The sequence below is a fragment of the Plantactinospora sp. CA-290183 genome, from assembly GCF_050936375.1.
Taxonomy (GTDB): domain Bacteria; phylum Actinomycetota; class Actinomycetes; order Mycobacteriales; family Micromonosporaceae; genus Plantactinospora.
The window spans coordinates 22359-38605 of sequence record NZ_JBNJMX010000012.1 but is presented as its reverse complement, the minus strand read 5'-3'; the positions used below and the strand labels follow the sequence as shown (position 1 = coordinate 38605).

The 16247-nt window shown below is 69.1% G+C and carries 16 protein-coding genes; all 16 read right to left on the bottom strand.

Annotated features, from left to right (window positions below; all coding sequences use genetic code 11):
* Window positions 1-197 precede the first annotated feature (197 nt).
* Complete coding sequence (locus tag ACQEUR_RS18170) at window positions 198-1328, bottom strand: HAD domain-containing protein (RefSeq protein WP_433032323.1); 1131 nt, start codon at window positions 1326-1328, stop codon at window positions 198-200.
* Window positions 1325-2377 (bottom strand): hypothetical protein, encoded by a 1053-nt coding sequence (locus ACQEUR_RS18165; RefSeq protein WP_433032321.1) that lies wholly within the window; start codon window positions 2375-2377, stop codon window positions 1325-1327. Before ACQEUR_RS18165 ends, ACQEUR_RS18170 begins: the two co-directional genes overlap by 4 nt.
* Window positions 2378-2835: 458 nt before the next feature.
* A complete protein-coding gene (locus ACQEUR_RS18160) occupies window positions 2836-3372 on the bottom strand; it encodes a hypothetical protein (RefSeq protein WP_433032318.1) in 537 nt (178 codons plus the stop codon).
* 572 nt (window positions 3373-3944) lie between these two features.
* Window positions 3945-4484 (bottom strand): hypothetical protein, encoded by a 540-nt coding sequence (locus ACQEUR_RS18155; protein WP_433032315.1) that lies wholly within the window; start codon window positions 4482-4484, stop codon window positions 3945-3947.
* Between the two features lie 121 nt (window positions 4485-4605).
* Window positions 4606-5268 carry a hypothetical protein gene (locus ACQEUR_RS18150; RefSeq protein WP_433032312.1) on the bottom strand — a complete coding sequence of 221 codons (663 nt, stop codon included), beginning with the start codon at window positions 5266-5268 and terminating at the stop codon, window positions 4606-4608.
* Between the two features lie 383 nt (window positions 5269-5651).
* A complete protein-coding gene (locus ACQEUR_RS18145; protein ID WP_433032309.1) occupies window positions 5652-6227 on the bottom strand; it encodes a hypothetical protein in 576 nt (191 codons plus the stop codon).
* Between the two features lie 201 nt (window positions 6228-6428).
* Entirely contained in the window at window positions 6429-7034 is a 606-nt protein-coding gene (locus ACQEUR_RS18140) for a hypothetical protein (RefSeq protein ID WP_433032306.1), read from the bottom strand.
* A gap of 307 nt (window positions 7035-7341) precedes the next feature.
* Entirely contained in the window at window positions 7342-8937 is a 1596-nt protein-coding gene (locus ACQEUR_RS18135) for a VWA domain-containing protein (protein WP_433032303.1), read from the bottom strand.
* A gap of 20 nt (window positions 8938-8957) precedes the next feature.
* Entirely contained in the window at window positions 8958-10094 is a 1137-nt protein-coding gene (locus ACQEUR_RS18130; protein ID WP_433032300.1) for an AAA family ATPase, read from the bottom strand.
* Between the two features lie 324 nt (window positions 10095-10418).
* Window positions 10419-10769, bottom strand: coding sequence for a hypothetical protein (locus ACQEUR_RS18125; protein ID WP_433032297.1), 351 nt, complete (start codon window positions 10767-10769; stop codon window positions 10419-10421).
* On the bottom strand, window positions 10766-11293 hold the full coding sequence (locus ACQEUR_RS18120) for a hypothetical protein (RefSeq protein WP_433032294.1): 528 nt from the start codon (window positions 11291-11293) through the stop codon (window positions 10766-10768). The genes ACQEUR_RS18125 and ACQEUR_RS18120 overlap by 4 nt, the downstream gene beginning before the upstream one ends.
* 196 nt (window positions 11294-11489) lie before the next feature.
* Complete coding sequence (locus ACQEUR_RS18115) at window positions 11490-12080, bottom strand: hypothetical protein (protein WP_433032291.1); 591 nt, start codon at window positions 12078-12080, stop codon at window positions 11490-11492.
* A 178-nt stretch (window positions 12081-12258) separates the two neighbouring features.
* The gene (locus ACQEUR_RS18110; RefSeq protein ID WP_433032288.1) at window positions 12259-12420 is read right to left on the bottom strand and encodes a hypothetical protein; all 162 of its coding nucleotides are present in this window, start codon (window positions 12418-12420) and stop codon (window positions 12259-12261) included.
* 18 nt (window positions 12421-12438) lie between these two features.
* Window positions 12439-13377 (bottom strand): hypothetical protein, encoded by a 939-nt coding sequence (locus ACQEUR_RS18105; RefSeq protein WP_433032285.1) that lies wholly within the window; start codon window positions 13375-13377, stop codon window positions 12439-12441.
* 907 nt (window positions 13378-14284) lie between these two features.
* Window positions 14285-14785: a hypothetical protein gene (locus ACQEUR_RS18100; RefSeq protein ID WP_433032282.1), complete on the bottom strand. Its 501-nt coding sequence runs from the start codon at window positions 14783-14785 to the stop codon at window positions 14285-14287.
* A 229-nt stretch (window positions 14786-15014) separates the two neighbouring features.
* On the bottom strand, window positions 15015-16109 hold the full coding sequence (locus tag ACQEUR_RS18095) for a hypothetical protein (RefSeq protein WP_433032279.1): 1095 nt from the start codon (window positions 16107-16109) through the stop codon (window positions 15015-15017).
* Window positions 16110-16247 lie beyond the last annotated feature (138 nt).

Below are 16247 nucleotides of genomic sequence, written 5' to 3'. Positions count from 1 at the left end.
GGTGCCCACGATTGGGGACTATTTCGAGTTGGAATTTCCCGTCTTCACGCGGATGTCGGCATGGCGACTGTCCGCGTTGCGGGTGTGTGTGACGAGGGCGGCCGGCATCGGCCCGCAGGCGGGACCGCGTCAAGCGCTGGGATGCGCACCTGCCAACGGGGAAACGTGGCAGGCGTACCGCCCGATAGGATCGTCCGTCAGTGACGGGTTTCGTCTGCGACCGTGCCGTCGCTCTCCGGGGACTTCGTGATGGTGGGTGGGTCTACCTCCACGAACCCGAAGAGTCGCTCGATGACCTGCAGTGCCTGTGTCGAGTAGCGGTCGGCGAACCCGCGGCAGATAGCCGGCTTGACCGCATTATTGGCTGGTCCGGCGTACGGCAACGTCTCGTGGCAGATAATGAACGATTCGTCCCGCAGCGTTTGATTTACCAGGTCGCGCAGCCGGCCGCCGCTCAGCTGCATCAGGTTTCCGGGCCGGAATACGCATGTGTCGCACTGCCGGGAGAGCAGACGCGACTTGCGTAGCACCGGGTCGCCGACGCTGAGCCGCTCGGTCGGCTCCTCGTCAACGCCGTGTTCCGGCTCAGGAGCGGGGACAACCCTGTCGCTCCACGGAGCGCCGGGATGGGCGCCGCTGGCGTGAATCCCGCCCGCGGGTTTGACCCTTGGTTCGAGACCACCGTGTCGGGTCCGGGTGGCCGGCCGCCGTGGTGGGTGGTGGACCTCGGCGCGGGCGGGTAGGGATCGCAGCCAGGTTGCGACCTGGTCGATGTGCGCGCGTTGCAGGCCGATACCCGGATCGATGGGGACCAGCAGGGTCGGTGTACCGGCGGCGGTGCGACGGGTGGCCTCGTCCGGATCTTTGCCGCCGATCTCGTCGTCGAGGACGACGACCGGTCGCTGCCCGGTGTACCTGTAGAGCGGGCCGAGTTTCGGCTGACGGCCGAACCGGACGCCGCCACCTTCGCCGACGTCGATCACCGGCAGGTCGGTGGGTAGACCGAGGCGTAGCGCGAGCCACGAGTTGGCCAGTTGCCCCCAGCTCGTACACCACACGAGGTCGGCGCCCTGGTCGGCAAGTTCGCGCAACCAGGCGCCATGCTGCGGGTGCAGCCAGATGACACCGGTCACCTGCGCGCCGGTCGGACTGGGCCCGTCGTAGTGGTGCGGCAGGTAGCCGAGGGCGCGGGCCGTGGACGGTCGATCGGGGTTGAGAACGCCGTCGACGTCGATGGCGACGACGGGGCGGCTATCTGCGTTGGGACGCCCACGACCGGGAGGCGTGGACCGTCGCTCGAACGCACTCCTGCCCGGATCGTCGGTCATCGCGGGCCCCCGTCCATCGGGAAGGCGTCACCGGGAACTGTCAGGGTAGGTGGCCACACGGCGCGGCGCGTCGCCCAGCCAACCTCTTCGGCGAAGCTCACCGATGATCCGCAGATACGGCACCAGATCGAGGTGTCCGTGCCGTAGCCGGCTGTTGAGGGCAACTCCTGGTAAGCGATGTCGTAGCCGCTGGCGCCGCAGACCGTGCAGCGGGCACCGCCTGGAGCGTGGGAGCCGAACACTGGCGGATTCGTCAGGTGCTCGTCGGTCCCGGAGGAGCGGATCATCGGGGGTCTGACCTGCGTGGCCCGCCAGCGGTTGTCGACAATGGGGTACCAGCCGTCGCCGTCGACGTGGATCGGCTTCATGCCCACCGGCGTGGTCGCGGCCGGTTGCCCGTAGTCGAGGTCTCTCACCGCGCCGGCCGCGCGCATCAGGAACGCCTCCAACCCGTTGCCGTAGTCGCGCAGGACCAGTAGATCTGCCGGGCGCTCCGGGTCGCGCGCGGCGCGGGCGTCGGAATCGACGGCGATACGAACCACGGTCTGCGGCTCGAAGCGCGCTACCGGGGCGCCGCTGTGTTGGTAGCCGCGCGCGATCTGGCCCGGGTAGGGGCCGAGCCCGCCGATGGTGAGGTAGGCGGGGATCCAGGTCGCCCGTGCGGGGGCGGTGTCGGTCTCGTAGGCGGCGAGGGTGTGCAGCCTGGGCGGTATGGAGGCGTCCAAGACCAGCCAGCGGCGCCCGTCGCTGGCTGCGTCGCGCAGTTGCTGTAGCACGTTGGCGCCGTCCGGGTCCGGCTCGGTGAGCGACCGCCGGTACAACGGCCACTCCTGCCGTGGGACTGGCCCGTCGGCGTGCACAACGCTCAGGCGCCGCGACCGGGGCCTGGGTGCATCGTGCGGGGTGAACCACAGGCCGCCGGTGTTGACGTCCAGGACGAGCCACGGCTGCGGCGCGTCCTGCGCCCCGTGAGGCACATGTTCTCCGACTGCCACTTCTTCAGCCAGGTGGAGCGCCTCTAGAAGGTCGAACCATAGTTGCCTGATCACGTGATATCTCCTTCCAACACGAATCAGCCCTGGTGCCAGGCGGCCGAGGGCATGGGAGCGAGTGGTGTTGCCGGTGCGCCCACGGGCAGGGCGGAATGCGCGCACGGTCGCCCTCGGGCACGGCACAGGGACAAACGCGGGTGTTTGTCGGCGCGGGTGCCTCGTGGTGCCGTCGAAGTCGAATCGGTGGGAAGCCGGCCCGGCCGACGCCCGTGGGACGTTGATGCCGGCCGGGATTGGGCAGGGCGAGCTACTGGCACAGGTTGGCGGTGCTCTGTGGCAGCGGCCGGACGTCGCGCGAGGTCCGGCCGGCCATGGTGGGCGCGCAGATCGGCCTCGTTGCCGAGACGAACTGGTAGGTCCCGGTCAAGGGTCATCACGTCGGCGTCTCACGGCTGCGGGAAGTTCCTCGCGCGGGTATCCCTGCCACCGGCGCAGCGGCGCCTAGTCGGCGACGGTCACGATGACGGCGGAGTCTCCGGGCGCGTCAGGTGGGTCAGCCGTCGCAGTAGGGTGAGGACCTCGTGCCCTCCCGGATCGTCGACCGTGGCAAGTAATGCATTCGGTGCGTTTGGTAGGCGCTTGATGGTGCGGCAGATGTCGTCAGTGTCGACAACGTCAATGAATCTCGCCACCACGGTGCCAACGTCTTCGTGGCTAATCTGTTGCGGATACATGAATAGGTACGCCAGGATTTTCTCGTCGGTGTGCCCGGCAATGGCGGCGAGATATGCCTGCTGGAGAGGGTGGTGTGCCTCTTCAGTGATGAGGCGCAGGGCGCCGATTGCCCCGTCAGGATGGCCCCACCAAAGGTCGGGGTCGAGGACGATCGGAACTATTTTGACGGTGAGGGCCGCCGGGTCGGGGTCGGTCGGGACTGGTTTTTCCTGGATCCAGCCGAACAGCACGGGGCCGGGCCACTGCTGGGAGGATGCGTACGTGTCGAGGGCGTGCAGGCACAGGAGGATGGCATCCCGCTGAGCTGGTGACAGCATCGGTAGGTCTTTCTGTCGTTGGCTGGGTCCGTGTGGTGCGGTCGGTTGTGGAAAGATGATGGTCCGCTGCGCCGCGTTGTCGAGTGGCTGCTGGTAGGACCGTGGGTGACCGTTGAGTCTCTATGTTGGTCTCCGTGCGCCATTGGTGGTGTCCACTTGTTGGGCGATGACGACGAGGGCGTCAGGTGTCGCGCGGTGTTGATTCGCGTGGGGAGTTGCGGATTCAGCGCCCTGCCTGCTTGCCCGCCGCATGGGGTTGGACCGGCCGGCCCGCGGTAACGGGCCGGCCGGTCACGGGGTGGCGTGTCAGATCGGAGGGCGGCAGTCTCCGTTGGTCTTGCCTGGAGGCCGCGCGAGGCGTGCGGTACCGGAGGCGGCGCGGCGGGTTGTTGCCCCGTTTCGCCAGCCGACTGTGGGGCCTTTGCGTCGCGGTGCTCCTGGCGTCGGTGGCGCCGAGCGAGGCGTCCGCCAGGGTTGCTCGGTCCTTGCGTCCTCGTGTGGTGTCCCAAGCGGTACAGCGCGGTGAGGACGGGCAACGACTGGTCGGGATGCCGTGGGGGTGCCTTTGATCGTCAGGGTCGTTGCGTGGGGTCGGGATACGACAGGTCCATCAACCGCCTCAATAGGGTGAAGAATTCCTGGCCGCCCGTGTCGTCGACCCTGGTGAGTAGCGCGTGGGGTTCAGTCGGCAGATGGGTGAGGGTGTAGCAGGTGCCGTCGGTGTCAATGGCGTCGATGAACCTCACCGGGATTCTTCCGAAGCTTTCGTGGTCGATGTGCTGCGGGTACATGAACAGGTAGGCCAGCGCCCTGTGATCGGTACGGCCGGCGTTGGCGGAACTTCGCGCCTGGTGTATGGGGTGATGTGCTTCCTCGGTGATTTGGCGGAGGCCGCCGACCGGCCCTTCCGGGAACTTCTGCCATTGGGCGGGCTCCAGCCTGAGCGGAACTAGTTCGAGCCGTCGGGCGGTCGGGTCCGGGTGGCCTCGCTCTGGGGAGTCCTTGAGCCAGCCGAACACCACGGGTCCTGGCCATGGATGGGAGTTGGTGGCCTGCATGTCGATCGTGAACAGGACGTTGTGGATGGCTTCCCGTTGGATTGTTGACAGCATCGATAGGGCTTTCTCTCGTTGTAGGTCGCCTGTATGTCGGCGAGCGCAGGACGGTGGCTTGAGTCGCTTGTCACGTCGAAGAAGGGGTTGAGGTAGATGTTTGTTGGGGCGTCCCAATCTCCTACGTGCGACTTCGCGGGCCGTGGGCGAGGGTCACTTCCTCGGTGATGACGGCGAGAACCTCAGCCGCGGCGCGAGTGCCGCCTTCGCTGGGAGTGAGTCGCCACCGGGCCAGCGGTTTGGTGGCTATCCGCGTCCCGTCGCCGGTGGTGATGACGACCATCGCCTCGCCGGTGGCAAGGGGTGCGACGGTCAGCTCTTGTGCGTGTGGTGGTAGCAGTCGGGGCACGTCACGCCCCTTGCCGGCGGCGAGGCGCGCGGCGCGGGCCAGATCACGAACCGTCGCCCAGAAGTTCGGATCGGCACGGTGGAACTCGGTCACGGATACATCGGGCGCGAGTTCCCGGGCGTGGGCTGTATCCAGCCACCGCAGCCAGCGTTGAACCTCTGCCGCATCAGGACTCGGAATGCGTTTGGGCGCCAGCGGCTCACCTGGCTGGTGCGTGGGATCGATCCAGAACCGAACGACACTGGCCATGGCACGCGCGAGGACGTCATGGATGTCCTCAAGCCTTCCGTGTAAGATCGCGTCTCCGATGATCACGGTGTAGTCGCTGGGCCTGAGGTGTCTGGTGAGGTAGCGCGGTACGTCGTGCAGATTCGGCAGTCCGGGGAAACCGCCCCTGACAGGCGTTTCCGGTCCCGCCTTGATTGTTGCGTGCATCGTTCCCTTCCACTGCATGTAGTTGTTTGTCTTGAGGGCTGATGTGGGGACGTGGTGTTGGTCGAATGGGCCTGGAGGAATCGAGGCCCGCGGTCGTCTGCCGCACGGTCACGGCAGCTGATCAACGCTCGACTCTGCGGGCGGATCAAGTCCTCGCCCGTGAGATCCGGCCATTCCGTACGGGGGAGTGAGCTGGCGGCAGCGCCGCTGCCCGTCGGTCAAGGCCGTTTGCACCATCACCGCGCCGGCGTCGGTCATGGCCGGGGACACCGGGCGGCGATAGGCGACCCGTGCGCGGGTAGGGAGATGTGGCGCCTGATCGGGCGGGCGGCGTCCCGTCCGTTCCGATACGGCGGCGGCGCCACAGCGGTCGGGGCGTGCCGCTATCCGGAACAGACGGCGATCAGACGGTAGAGGGCGTCGGTGATGTGACTGTGTCGTTGCGCCAGCGCCGGCTGGCTCTCCACGGTGACTTCCGCCTGACTGCCGCGCTCCCGGATGATCTGGTAGAGGCGGCCGTCAGTGTCGTACGCGGTAACCGTGCGGACCTCGTGGTCGGCCATGGCCGGCACCGCGTCGAGGTCGCCGTACTGGTAACCGGTGTAGCCGGAGGTCGTCCAGCCCTCACAGATGAACCCGACGGCGAGGAGGGCGCGGCCGTCCTGGTGCAGCCAGCCAGGCAGCCAGGCTGACCCCAGCGGTGAGGCGACGACGTCGACCACGGCTCGCAGCACCATTGGCACGGGCAGATTGGTCCTAGCTCGGTGCGGGTGTGCCACCGTCCAGATGGCTGGTCCGAGGGGGAACGGAACTACCTCGATCCGTGGGCCGTCGCGGTGGGGCTGGTGGAACACGCCGATCAGCACCGGACCGACGTTCCAGCCCGCGTGCTGGTCGACAACGTTCTCGGTATGCGTGAGAGCAGCGACGATGCTCTCTTGGGTAGTGGGTGCGAGCACGACTCGGTCTTCTCCTGCCTGGTGTTGGTGTACGTGAGCGGCCCGCCCCCAGTACGGGCGGCGGGCTCGGGAAAGGGGTGTGCCGGTTCCCGGGTGAGCGGGGTCAGGCTCGTTGCGTCCGAAGAGTGCACCGGATCTTGACCGTTTCGTCGTTGTCGCCGAGGAGCCTCACCGGGTGTTGCCCATGTATTGCCTGCTCGGTCAGCCGTACAGGTCGGTCCGTACGCCCTGCGGCCGTGGGGTGACGTCCCGCCACCGGCCCTCGTGCCAGCCCTGCCACCAACCGTGCGGCCCCGGCGGCGTCCGGTCCAGCAGCTCGTCCCGCAGCGCGTTCCACTGCGTCTCGCTGACCGGCATCGGACTGTCGGTCCGATACCGGGGGTAGGGCGGCCAGTCGGCGCGTTCCGAGCCGTTCTCGAGGATGTGGTCCATCAGGCGCAGTAGCAGCCGCTGCTTGGCCGCAGCACCGCGCGCCTTGCGCGCCCAGTCGGCCTCCTCGATCAGCTCGTCGAGCAGATGCTCGGCGGTGACCGCAGTGCCTTCCTCGGTGCGGCACCGGGCGGCGTACGCCTCAATCTGCTTCTCGCCGTACGTGCGCCAATCGCGGGGTTGCAGCAGGGTCATGCCGCCGTGCCCCTCGTTTTCGATCGTGCCAACGATCTTGCTGTCGACCCGCAGGTTCGCCGTGAACGCCACCCCGTCGCTGGTGGTCAATTCCCTGTACGCGGTGACGGACAGGCTGGTGTCGGGTACTCGCAGCCCGGTGTGCGGCAGCCGTATCAGGGCGTTGGCCGTAGTCTCGGTCACGTTCGCTCCTTCGGTTTGTTCGGTGGCCGGCTGAGTGCCGGAGCCACTCGATGTTCGAACCCCGGACATGGCGGGATCGGGCGCGGGCAGTGCCGGATCAGCTGACGTTGGTCGGCAGGGTGGGCGCCGCAGCGGCGAGCCATGGACCTGGAGGCGTCCGGGCCCGTGGCTCGCCTGCCCAGGCGATGACCGGTTGATCGACGCCCGACTCTGCGGAAAGATCAAGCCATTGCTCGGGGTAGCCGTCGCGGTTCCTGCATCGCGAGTGAGCCGGCGGAACATCGACGCAGGGCCGCCGAGGGTCGTGTCACGCCGTTTCGAGGGCGGTGACGGCGGCGTTGGCGATGTGGGTGATTGCCTCGACGGGGTCGTCGACGGTGATGGTGGTGGTGTCGCGGTAGGTGTGGCCGCGAAGGTTGGCCGGGCGCAGCCACAGCACGGCACAGCCGTCGCGGTGCAGGGTGCTGATGAGCCGTTGCGCAGGTTCGCGGTCGGGTAGGTCGCCGTCGGAGACGACTGCGAGCATGCGGACCGTTCTTGGACGGCGTAGGTCGAGGAGCTGGTCGGCGAGCTTGACTGCCTCGATGAAGGTGCTGGTACCGCCGACGGCTTCCATCTGGGATACCTGGGTGGGCCGCTGCCGTGGTGGTACCACGACGGTGACGGCCTCGGCGAACGCGATTGTGGTGGTTGTCGCGTCGCTGCCGCGTGCCCCGTTGGCGAGGATCCAGCCGGCCGATGACATCGGGGCGGTGTAGCGGCGCATTGAGCCGGACACGTCGACGAGCACGGCCAGGTGCAGGGCCGGTTTGTGCGGACGCTCGGTGGTCCGTTGCTGCCAAGGGGTGGCGGTGGGCAGTTGCCCGGCGGCGCGTTGGGCGTCGGCGGTGATCGCGGCCCGGGTGCGTAGGCGCCCGGGTGGGATGGCCGACGGTCGTGTGGCCGGTTCGAGGCTGTTGGTGCGGGCCTGGCGCAGTCGGGCGGTCAGGTGCCGGGCGGCCCGCTGCTCGTCTGGGGTGGGGTCGCGGCGGGTCCAGGTCGCGGGGGCGGCGTGCCGGTCGGCGACCAACTGGGTGAGGTAGTCACCCGGGGTGAGTCCGGCGGTGGCGGCGAGGTAGCCGCCGAGGGCTTCGGCGAGGGCGCCCGGGAACACGCCGAGGTCAACCGGGGGCAGGGTGGGTTGCAGATCTGGGTTGATGTTGAGGATGCGGCACCACCGCCGGGCGAGCTGGATCATGGCGTCGGCGTCGTCGTCGTCGCAGGTGTGCGCTTGCCGCCACACATCCCGCAGCTGGGCGAGCCGGTCGCGTCCGAGGACAGAGGTGACCGCCGCGCGCACGGCCCGGACGTCTTTGCTGGTCAGGACGCGGGCGTCGACGCGGGCGAGGAGTAGCCCGGCGAGCTGGCCGGCGTGCCACACGTCGTCGACGGGGGCGTCGTCGGGGCTGATCAGCGTTTGGACGGTGTGCCGCAGCCAGCGCCGGTCGCTGCGGCGGCGGCCGCGTTGGCGGCCTTCGGCGCGGGATTCCTCCAGTAGGTCGGCGACCGCGGCGAGGACCGGTGGCGTGCCGGTCGGTGCGCGCCAGCGGCTGTGCGCGGCGTGGCCGGCCTCGTGGACGAGGAGCCCATAGCCGGTGGGGGCGAGTTTCTTGTGTCCGGCCCGGTGGGGGTTGGCGATGGTGGGGTCACCGATGTGGGTGGCGTCGACCTCGACGCGGCCGGTGTCGGGGTAGAAGCAGGCGGGTGCTCCGCCGCCGGCGCCGGGCGCGACGACCACGCTCAGGTCGGTGCGTCCGGTCAGGGTACGGATCTGGCGGGTCCAGGCCAGGTCCCAGTCGGCCCAGGCCGGGTCGGCGGCGGTGTGCGCGCCAGCGGCCGGGTGCAAGTGTGTGCTCGGATGCATAAGAGGAATCCCTTTCCGGGTTAGCGCTGCTTGCCCAGCGACAGCGCGGTGACGGTGGTGTTGAAGTGCTGCGACAGGACGGCGATGACTTCGGCGCGGTCGTCCTCTGGGGCGCGGCCGGCGAGGTTGGCGACGGCGGCGGGCAGGCCGAGGGTCTTGCGCACCCGGGTGAAGCCCAGCCCTTCGCGCAGCTGAGGCGCCCAGCTCACCTTCCCGCTGCTCCTGTGCTGGTTGAGAGCGATAGCGGCGTCGACCGCAGCGGCAGGCACCCCCAGGAAGCGGGCGAGGTCCCAGTCGGTGGTGACCTCGATGTGCACCTCGAACCGGGAGGCGAGGGCCTCGGTGAGGACCGCCCCGTGCACGCCGGGGTTGTGCCCGGCCACGACGTAGAACCCGTCGACGGCTTCGACCCGTTCGTTGCGGTAGCCGGGAATGGTGATGACCCGTCGGCCGTCCATGGCCGGGTACAACACGGCGAGGACCTTGGGCGGGATCAGGGTGGCGTCGTCGACCAGCAGCACCCGGCCTTCCCGCATCGCGGTCACCAGCGGGCCGTAGACCCACTCGTAGCCGCCGCCGGCAAGCGGGATGAAGTTGCCGAGGAAATCCTCCACGACCGTGTCGCCCGTGCCGGCCACGGTCAGCAGGTCGTCGAAGGCGGCCTCGACCATGGCGGTCTTGCCGGTGCCCGGTGGCCCGTATAGCAGCACGGGGATGCGCTTGTCACGCAGCCGGCGCAGTACGTCGACATCCGCCGCGCCGGCCAGATTGCGGGGGAAGTACAGGTCACCATTGGGGCGGGCGACGGAGTGCCGTCGCGACCTCCGCCCGCCCGCGCCGCCCGCCCGCGGCGTGGGTGGCAGGTTGCCGGCGGCGTCGATGCCGGACTGGGTGATCTGGAACCGGTGTGGGGTGGTCTGATGGGTGGCGTATCCGGCGGCAGCCATCCGCTTCAACGCCTCGAACACAGCGCCGGACGACGGGGCCCCGATCGCCTTCGTCACGTCGCCGACCTTCAGGACGCTGTCGGGTTCGCTGGCCAGATAGAGGGCGACCTGCCGGTAGAGGTACCCGGATCGAGAGCTGCCCGCCCCGGGTGGGGCGGCGGTGCCCGAGCCGGCGCCGGCAGGCGGTGCGGGTGGGGTTGCTGGGGTCATGGGATCTCCTGATCGGAAATAGGGCCCGCGCACCCGTCTCCGGATGCGCGGGCGTCGTGCAATGTCCGCGCAGCGGAAACGGGTGCGTCGGCCCGGCCCCGAGCAGGGGTCTTGCCACCACACCCCGGTGGTGAGAACTGTCAACTCACGGCGGCGAAGGCTGCCGTGACGTAGTGCGGCGTAGTTGGCCACCCCGCCACCTCAGAGGCCGGGACAATGACCACGATGAACGCACCACACTGGTGCTAGATCAAGTGCATCCAGGCCGGGATTGGCGGCGCCGGGTGCGGCGTACGTGGCGGTGAGGCGTTCGATCCCCTCGGCTCATGCATCGTCTGTTAGATCCGGATCGAGCCGGGGCTGGGTCGGCGGCCGTGTCCCGCCCGGTGCTGCCTGTGGACGGGGTCCGCCGCCGGCGAGGCGCCGGCCGAGGTCCCGGCCTTCGGCGGCGGTGAGGGTCGGCAGGTCATCGACCGGCAGTCCGTCGCGTCGTGCCTTGTCGGCGGCGTGGCGGCGAATCACCGTGCGGATCTGCTCGTCGGTCATCTCCGGGTTAATAAGTGAGACGCCCCGCTCCGCGGCGGCGATGACCAGCTCCTCACGGGTGAGCTCCTCCAGCAGCGAGTCGGCTATCACATACGCCAGGATGCGCATCACTGGGATTGCTGGGGTCATGGGATCTCCTGTCCGGAAGTTGAGTCTGCGCACCCGTCTCCGGGTGCACGGACGTGGTGCGGCCCAAATCTCCCCATGCCCCCGCTGTCTCGGCGGATGAGGAAGCAGTCGGGCACGGCAGGATCGTCGTGCCGGTAGTCCTCCAGCCGGGCGTCGTAGTGTGCGGGTTGGCCGCAGCCGCCGCAATGCAGCGGAACGTCGCTGTCCAGGTGCTGCCCGTTCGGGCTCACAGTGGTGGTGTGATCGTGCGCGTTGAAGGCGCAGCGGCGATAGGTGCAGAAGGTGCGGCCCGGCGTACGTAGCCGCCGGCTGACCTCGTTCTGGACGGCGCTGACGAGATCGCGGTCCGCCTGATTGCGGTACGGCACGGCGGCGTCTTCGAGATAGTCGTTCGCGTCGAGATAGCGGTGCAGGTCGGCGAAGTTGCCGACGCCGGGTGGCACGATCCCTTCGGCTATATCGCCATTGATCTCTGTCATGATGTGGTCGGCGTAGAAGGCTACGCGAGGATCGGGTGGTTGCATCGGATTGCCTCCTGAGTCCCTTGGCAGGGTTTCGTTGAAAGCCAGCCCAACCTGTGACGGCACCGACGGCCGTGCGAGCAATGCTCCTTTCGGATCTACTGATTCGGCGCGGGCTGTGACGCACGCTCGCCCCCGCCATCACCGCGAGCGGGCCGGGACGGGCGCCTGAGGTAGTCCCGATGGGGCGGGAACGGTCTTAGACGCGTTTTGCCAGCTCGGTTAGGGCGCGTAGGCCGAGGACAATTCCGCGGCGACGGCTCCAAGGCGGCAGCTCGGGCCAGCTACGCGCGGTGGGCGTTTGGTCGCCGTTTAGCCGCGAGACTCGGTGTAAGCCGAGGTCGGTGTCGACGGCGGCGACTATGCGGACCTCCCGGCGAAGCGCTGCGGGTGCCTTGGCGAGGTCGCCGCGCCGGTAATCAGGCATCATGGGTGCGGCCCAGGCCTCAAAGCTCAGTCCGAATCCGATGCAGACGCGGCCGTCTTGCCGAAGCCAGTGCTGCAGCCACGCTTGGGTGCCCGGTGCGGCGAGTTCGCGGGCGAGGCGTTGCAGTACGACCGGTACGGGCAGCGACTCGTCGGGCTGGGTCGGGTCGGGCGTGGTCCACAGGTCGGGTGCGGCCAGGGTCGGGTCGACCTCGATCGTCCCGCGGCTGGAGCTGTTGGCCAGGTCGACGCGGCCGAACATGCCGAACACGATCGGGGGCTGGTCCCAGCCGTACTGATGGGCGGCTGACTCAACACCGGTTAGCACCGCCGGTATGGCGGCGCGGGTATCAGCGTGCAGCACAGTGGTCCTCCTTTGAGTTAGGTGCGGCTCGGCCGCGATAGCGGAAACCGAGCGGCGAATAGGGATGAACAGCAGCGGCTCTGGACTTGAGCGCGCCGTGACACACCGCTCCGAGCGAGCGGTGTCGATCTCCGCTGGGCTCGTCGGGCGGTGATCTGCTCAGTTCCGGCGGTCGGGTCTAGCGCAGTGGTTGCCGAGCGGGCATTGGCGGCGCCGTGGCGGCCTGCGGCCAACTGAAGTCGGCCAGCGGGAACGCCGCACCGGGCAGGTCCACCAGGTGCGGATGCAGCCGGCGGTACTCGGCGCGGCTGATCTTGCCCATGAGTAGCGAGTCGCCCACCGCGATGCGTGGGGTTACTCAGGCGGGAATGGCGGCAAGGCGCAGGGGTCGCGGGAGCACCCCGGCTTCAGCCAACAGGTGTCCCAGGTAGACGGTTATCCGTAACCGGGCGACCGCTGCGGTCAGCGGGTCGATGTCGACGCCGTCGACGCCGGCGAGGATCCGGCGGATCGCTTCCTCCGGCCTGTGAGCCTGCCCGCCGGTGACGGCTGTTTGTCTCACGGATCGGGGATCCATGCGGCCGGTGGTGTACCACTGCCAGAGATAGTCGACGGTGCGGACAAGGTAGTTGCCGGTGCCGGCGGTCGGGTCGACCAGCCGCAGCACCGGCTCGTCACGGAAGGTGATGGCTGCGGGGTGAAGCGTCAGGTCGAGGATGAAGTCCGCGACGAAGTGTGAGGTCTGCACCAGGGCGTGGCGGGCCCGCCGCTCGGGCGACAGGATTTGCAGCAGGTCACCGATGGCCCAGCCGCTGATCGACGGCGGGTAGCCGCGCTGGTCGGGCCAGGCCAGCGACGGTGCCTGGGTGGCCCACCAGTCGATCAACTCGTGGCAGGCGGTGGCGCTGGGCGCGCCGGCCCACAGCATCGGGTTGTACTCCGGGTGCAGCAGCCATTGGGTCGCCGGGTGCCGGGTGAGGGCTTCGAAGGCCCGGCCGAGCCACAGCGGCGCGCTCGCCGCGTTCCGCACCACCCCGGGCGGGCTGGTGCGCAGCAGCGGCGGCTCCACGAGGTGATGGTCCTCGGCCCAGGCGGCGACGCAGGTCATGTAGAGCCAGGCGGAGGCTACCTGCTCTCGCCGTTCCCGCTGGGCCGTCGGACTTAGGCCACCGGTGGGGTCTTTCAGGGTGACCGTTGCGGCCAGGGCGCCGACACGCCGCTGCAGCGCGCGCCGGAAGGCGGGGTCGTCGGCGGGATTCGCAGTGCCCGGCCCGCGCGTGGCCCGGCGGGCGCTCACGAGCGGTCCTCGGCGTTCGCGGGGGTCCAGCGCCACCGGTAGGCGCCGATGGCGTAGCAGCCATCGGCGTCCCCGGTATCCGGTCGACCTCGACCCACGAATTGGGTTCCTCGCCGACGGCCCCCGTGTCCCACAGCTCGATCGCGACGGTTTCGGAAACATGCAAAACCGGGTACTCGCCGGGCAAGTCGGGCGGCAGTTGCACCATGCGCTCCACCTCGGCTCTGGGGAACCGGCACAGCAGACCGCCGTCCAGGGCGGTGTATCCGTCGGCGACCAACGCCCGATACGGGCCCCCGGGAACGATGGGACAGGTGACCGTCGCCGGTACCCAGGTCGCGTCGGGGGGAAGGATGTCGCCCCGGCTCTGTGACAGGAGGTACCGGTCGTTGCTGTGCCTGCTGGCGAGGCGGGGATCGACCCCCAGCCACTGCACCTCCTGATCCTGGGCGAACCGGAGTAGGCCGATCAGGTCGCGACGCCCGTCTATGTGCACCACCTGCAGGGGTAGGAACCCGTTGTCGTGGTCATCGGAGGGCGGGGGGTTGCCGCTGGCGCCGGTGGCGGTGTGGGTCCAGGTTTCGGCTCGCACCCGGTGCTCGGCGCCGTCGGGGCCGTGCCAGCCGGGGAGGCCGTTGGAGGACAGCCAGTCGCCGTGGTCGTCGCGTGACCACATCAGCCCGGGCTCCGACCAGCCGCGGACGTCTGCCTGGTGGGGGTCGCGGTGCTTAAGGGCGGCGCAGGCGTGTTCGGCCAGTGGAAGGATCTCCTCCACACGCCACCAAAGTCGGCGGGTCATTGTCGTTTCGCTCCTTGCGCACGGAAGGGCCACCCGGTGCCGGAAAGCGCGGGGTCGGGTGACGGTTGAGAAGGCGGTCGAGTTGCTCGTCTGTCCGGTCGGGGCCCGCTACTGGGGAGGGCGGCGGGGACGGCGGCGGCCCGGTGGCAGCGGGTTGCCGGAGGTGACGTGGTGCGTCCGGGCAGCCAGGCCATCACCGTCGCCGCCGGCCTCCTGCCGTCCGGTCAGGGCCGCGGGCAGGGCGGTGGCCGCCGGGTCGTCGATCAGCGGCGGCCGGTCGAGCTGCGCGAGGATGACGCTGCGGCTGCCGATGTCGCGCAGGGCCTCGTGGAGGTCCTCGTCGATCTCGGCCAGCAGGTCGCACACGGCGGCGAGCGCTTCGGCGTCCTCGATGAGCTGCGATGGGGGCCTGCCGGCGAGCCGGTCCCGCAACTGCTTCGCGGCCTCGGTCAGCAGGCGGTGGGTCCTGCTCGTCGCGGTATAGCGGGCGGCTGCGGCGATCCACTTCGCGACGTGCTCGGGTTGCTCGATAGCGGCCGGGGTCAGCCGGTCGGAGGTGAGGTGGTAGCCGGCGGCGCCGGCTGCCCGCTGTAGGAAGGCGTCGTCCACGGGGTCGTCACCGCCTCGTCAGGGCCAGGCACCGTACGGCGCTACCAACGGGGTCTGGATTCGGGAACATGGTCAGTCCTTCTGCGCGACGGTGCGCGCGGGCGGACCCGACGCCCCGGCCGAGACCGCTCCTGCTGACATGGACCGGCCAGCCGGCCGGCGCAGCAGGTGTTCGGGCCCCGGCCGGGGCGATCGCGTCAGGTTGAACGGGCGAAATGAGCCGTCGCGGTTACGACGGCAGGTGGTGCAGGTTCAGGCAGGCGGCGGTGACCTCGAGCGGGGACAGCACGGCGACGTTCGGGTCCGCCGCCCAGGTGCCGGCCAGGGGGCGGGGCAGAGCGACGCCGCCGCGTCCGGGCCGGCCGTCACCGAAGGTGGGTGTGACCATCAGGGCGTGTGTCGGCGCGACCAGCCACACCACGTGTGGCGTGCGGTTCGTGCCGAGGACGGCCGGTGCGTGCGGTGACAGGCCGATGATCGCGGCACAGATCGTCGACAGGGGGAATGCGGGGATGTCCGGATGCTGGGTCCGGAACTCGTCCTGTGACACCCACCGTCGCACCGGACCCACAGCCGAGACCGTGCGGAAGTCGTAGTCGAGAACCTGTTCCTCGGGCAGCGTCCAGGGCAGGATGTGCGGTCCGATGACGAGTTCTTCGTTGGCGTCGGCCGTGATGCGCTGGACCTGCTCGTGGTCCGTGCCCGGGTACCAGGTCACGGTGACTGTGCCGTCGGCCGTTATGCCAACATCGGGCATGCCGTCGGCGCGGTCGAGGTCGAGCGTGAACGTGACCGTGAGAATGTCGCTCAGGGTGGCCAAGTCGAGCTTGACGATGATCTGCCCTTGCCCGCGATTGCTTTCCAAGATGCGCACGGGCCAGCTCATGTACTGCCCGCGCAGGCCTACAGCAGCCGGCCGCCACCAATGCGATTCCGGATCGTCGCTGCCGCTACCGATCGGCAGGTTATGTGGCAACGTCCGGAGTGGGTGCATGCTGTGGTGCAGCCATCGGTCGTGGATCGTGGCCTCGTAGACCAGGATCTGCTCTGTGCGCGGGTCGATGAGGTACAGCCACTCGGCGACGTTGAGCGAGGTCGCGCTACGCAGGTCGCCCTGGACCTTGGCCGGCCGTGACGCGGTGGCGGAGTCCCGCCCCTGCCTCAGCATGCCTTTGATGAACTCGTCGGTCTTGCTGTCGAACATGTCGGCCCACATCCATCGGAGCCACGAAACCATCTCGGGCTGATCTGCGGCGTCGAAGGGAACGGCGTCGAAGGTGTACCCGTTGTCGTGGATGCGGCCGATCAGGCTCCAGGTGGACATCAGGACCACCACCTCCGCGCCTGCGGGTGGGTGTCGCTCACGTCCCCATGGTCTCGTCGGGTTGGCCCGTTGTGCCCGCGACGGATGAACGGATCGTGTAGGTGGTGCATGTGCTCTCCTTCATGAGGGTGGGTGCTG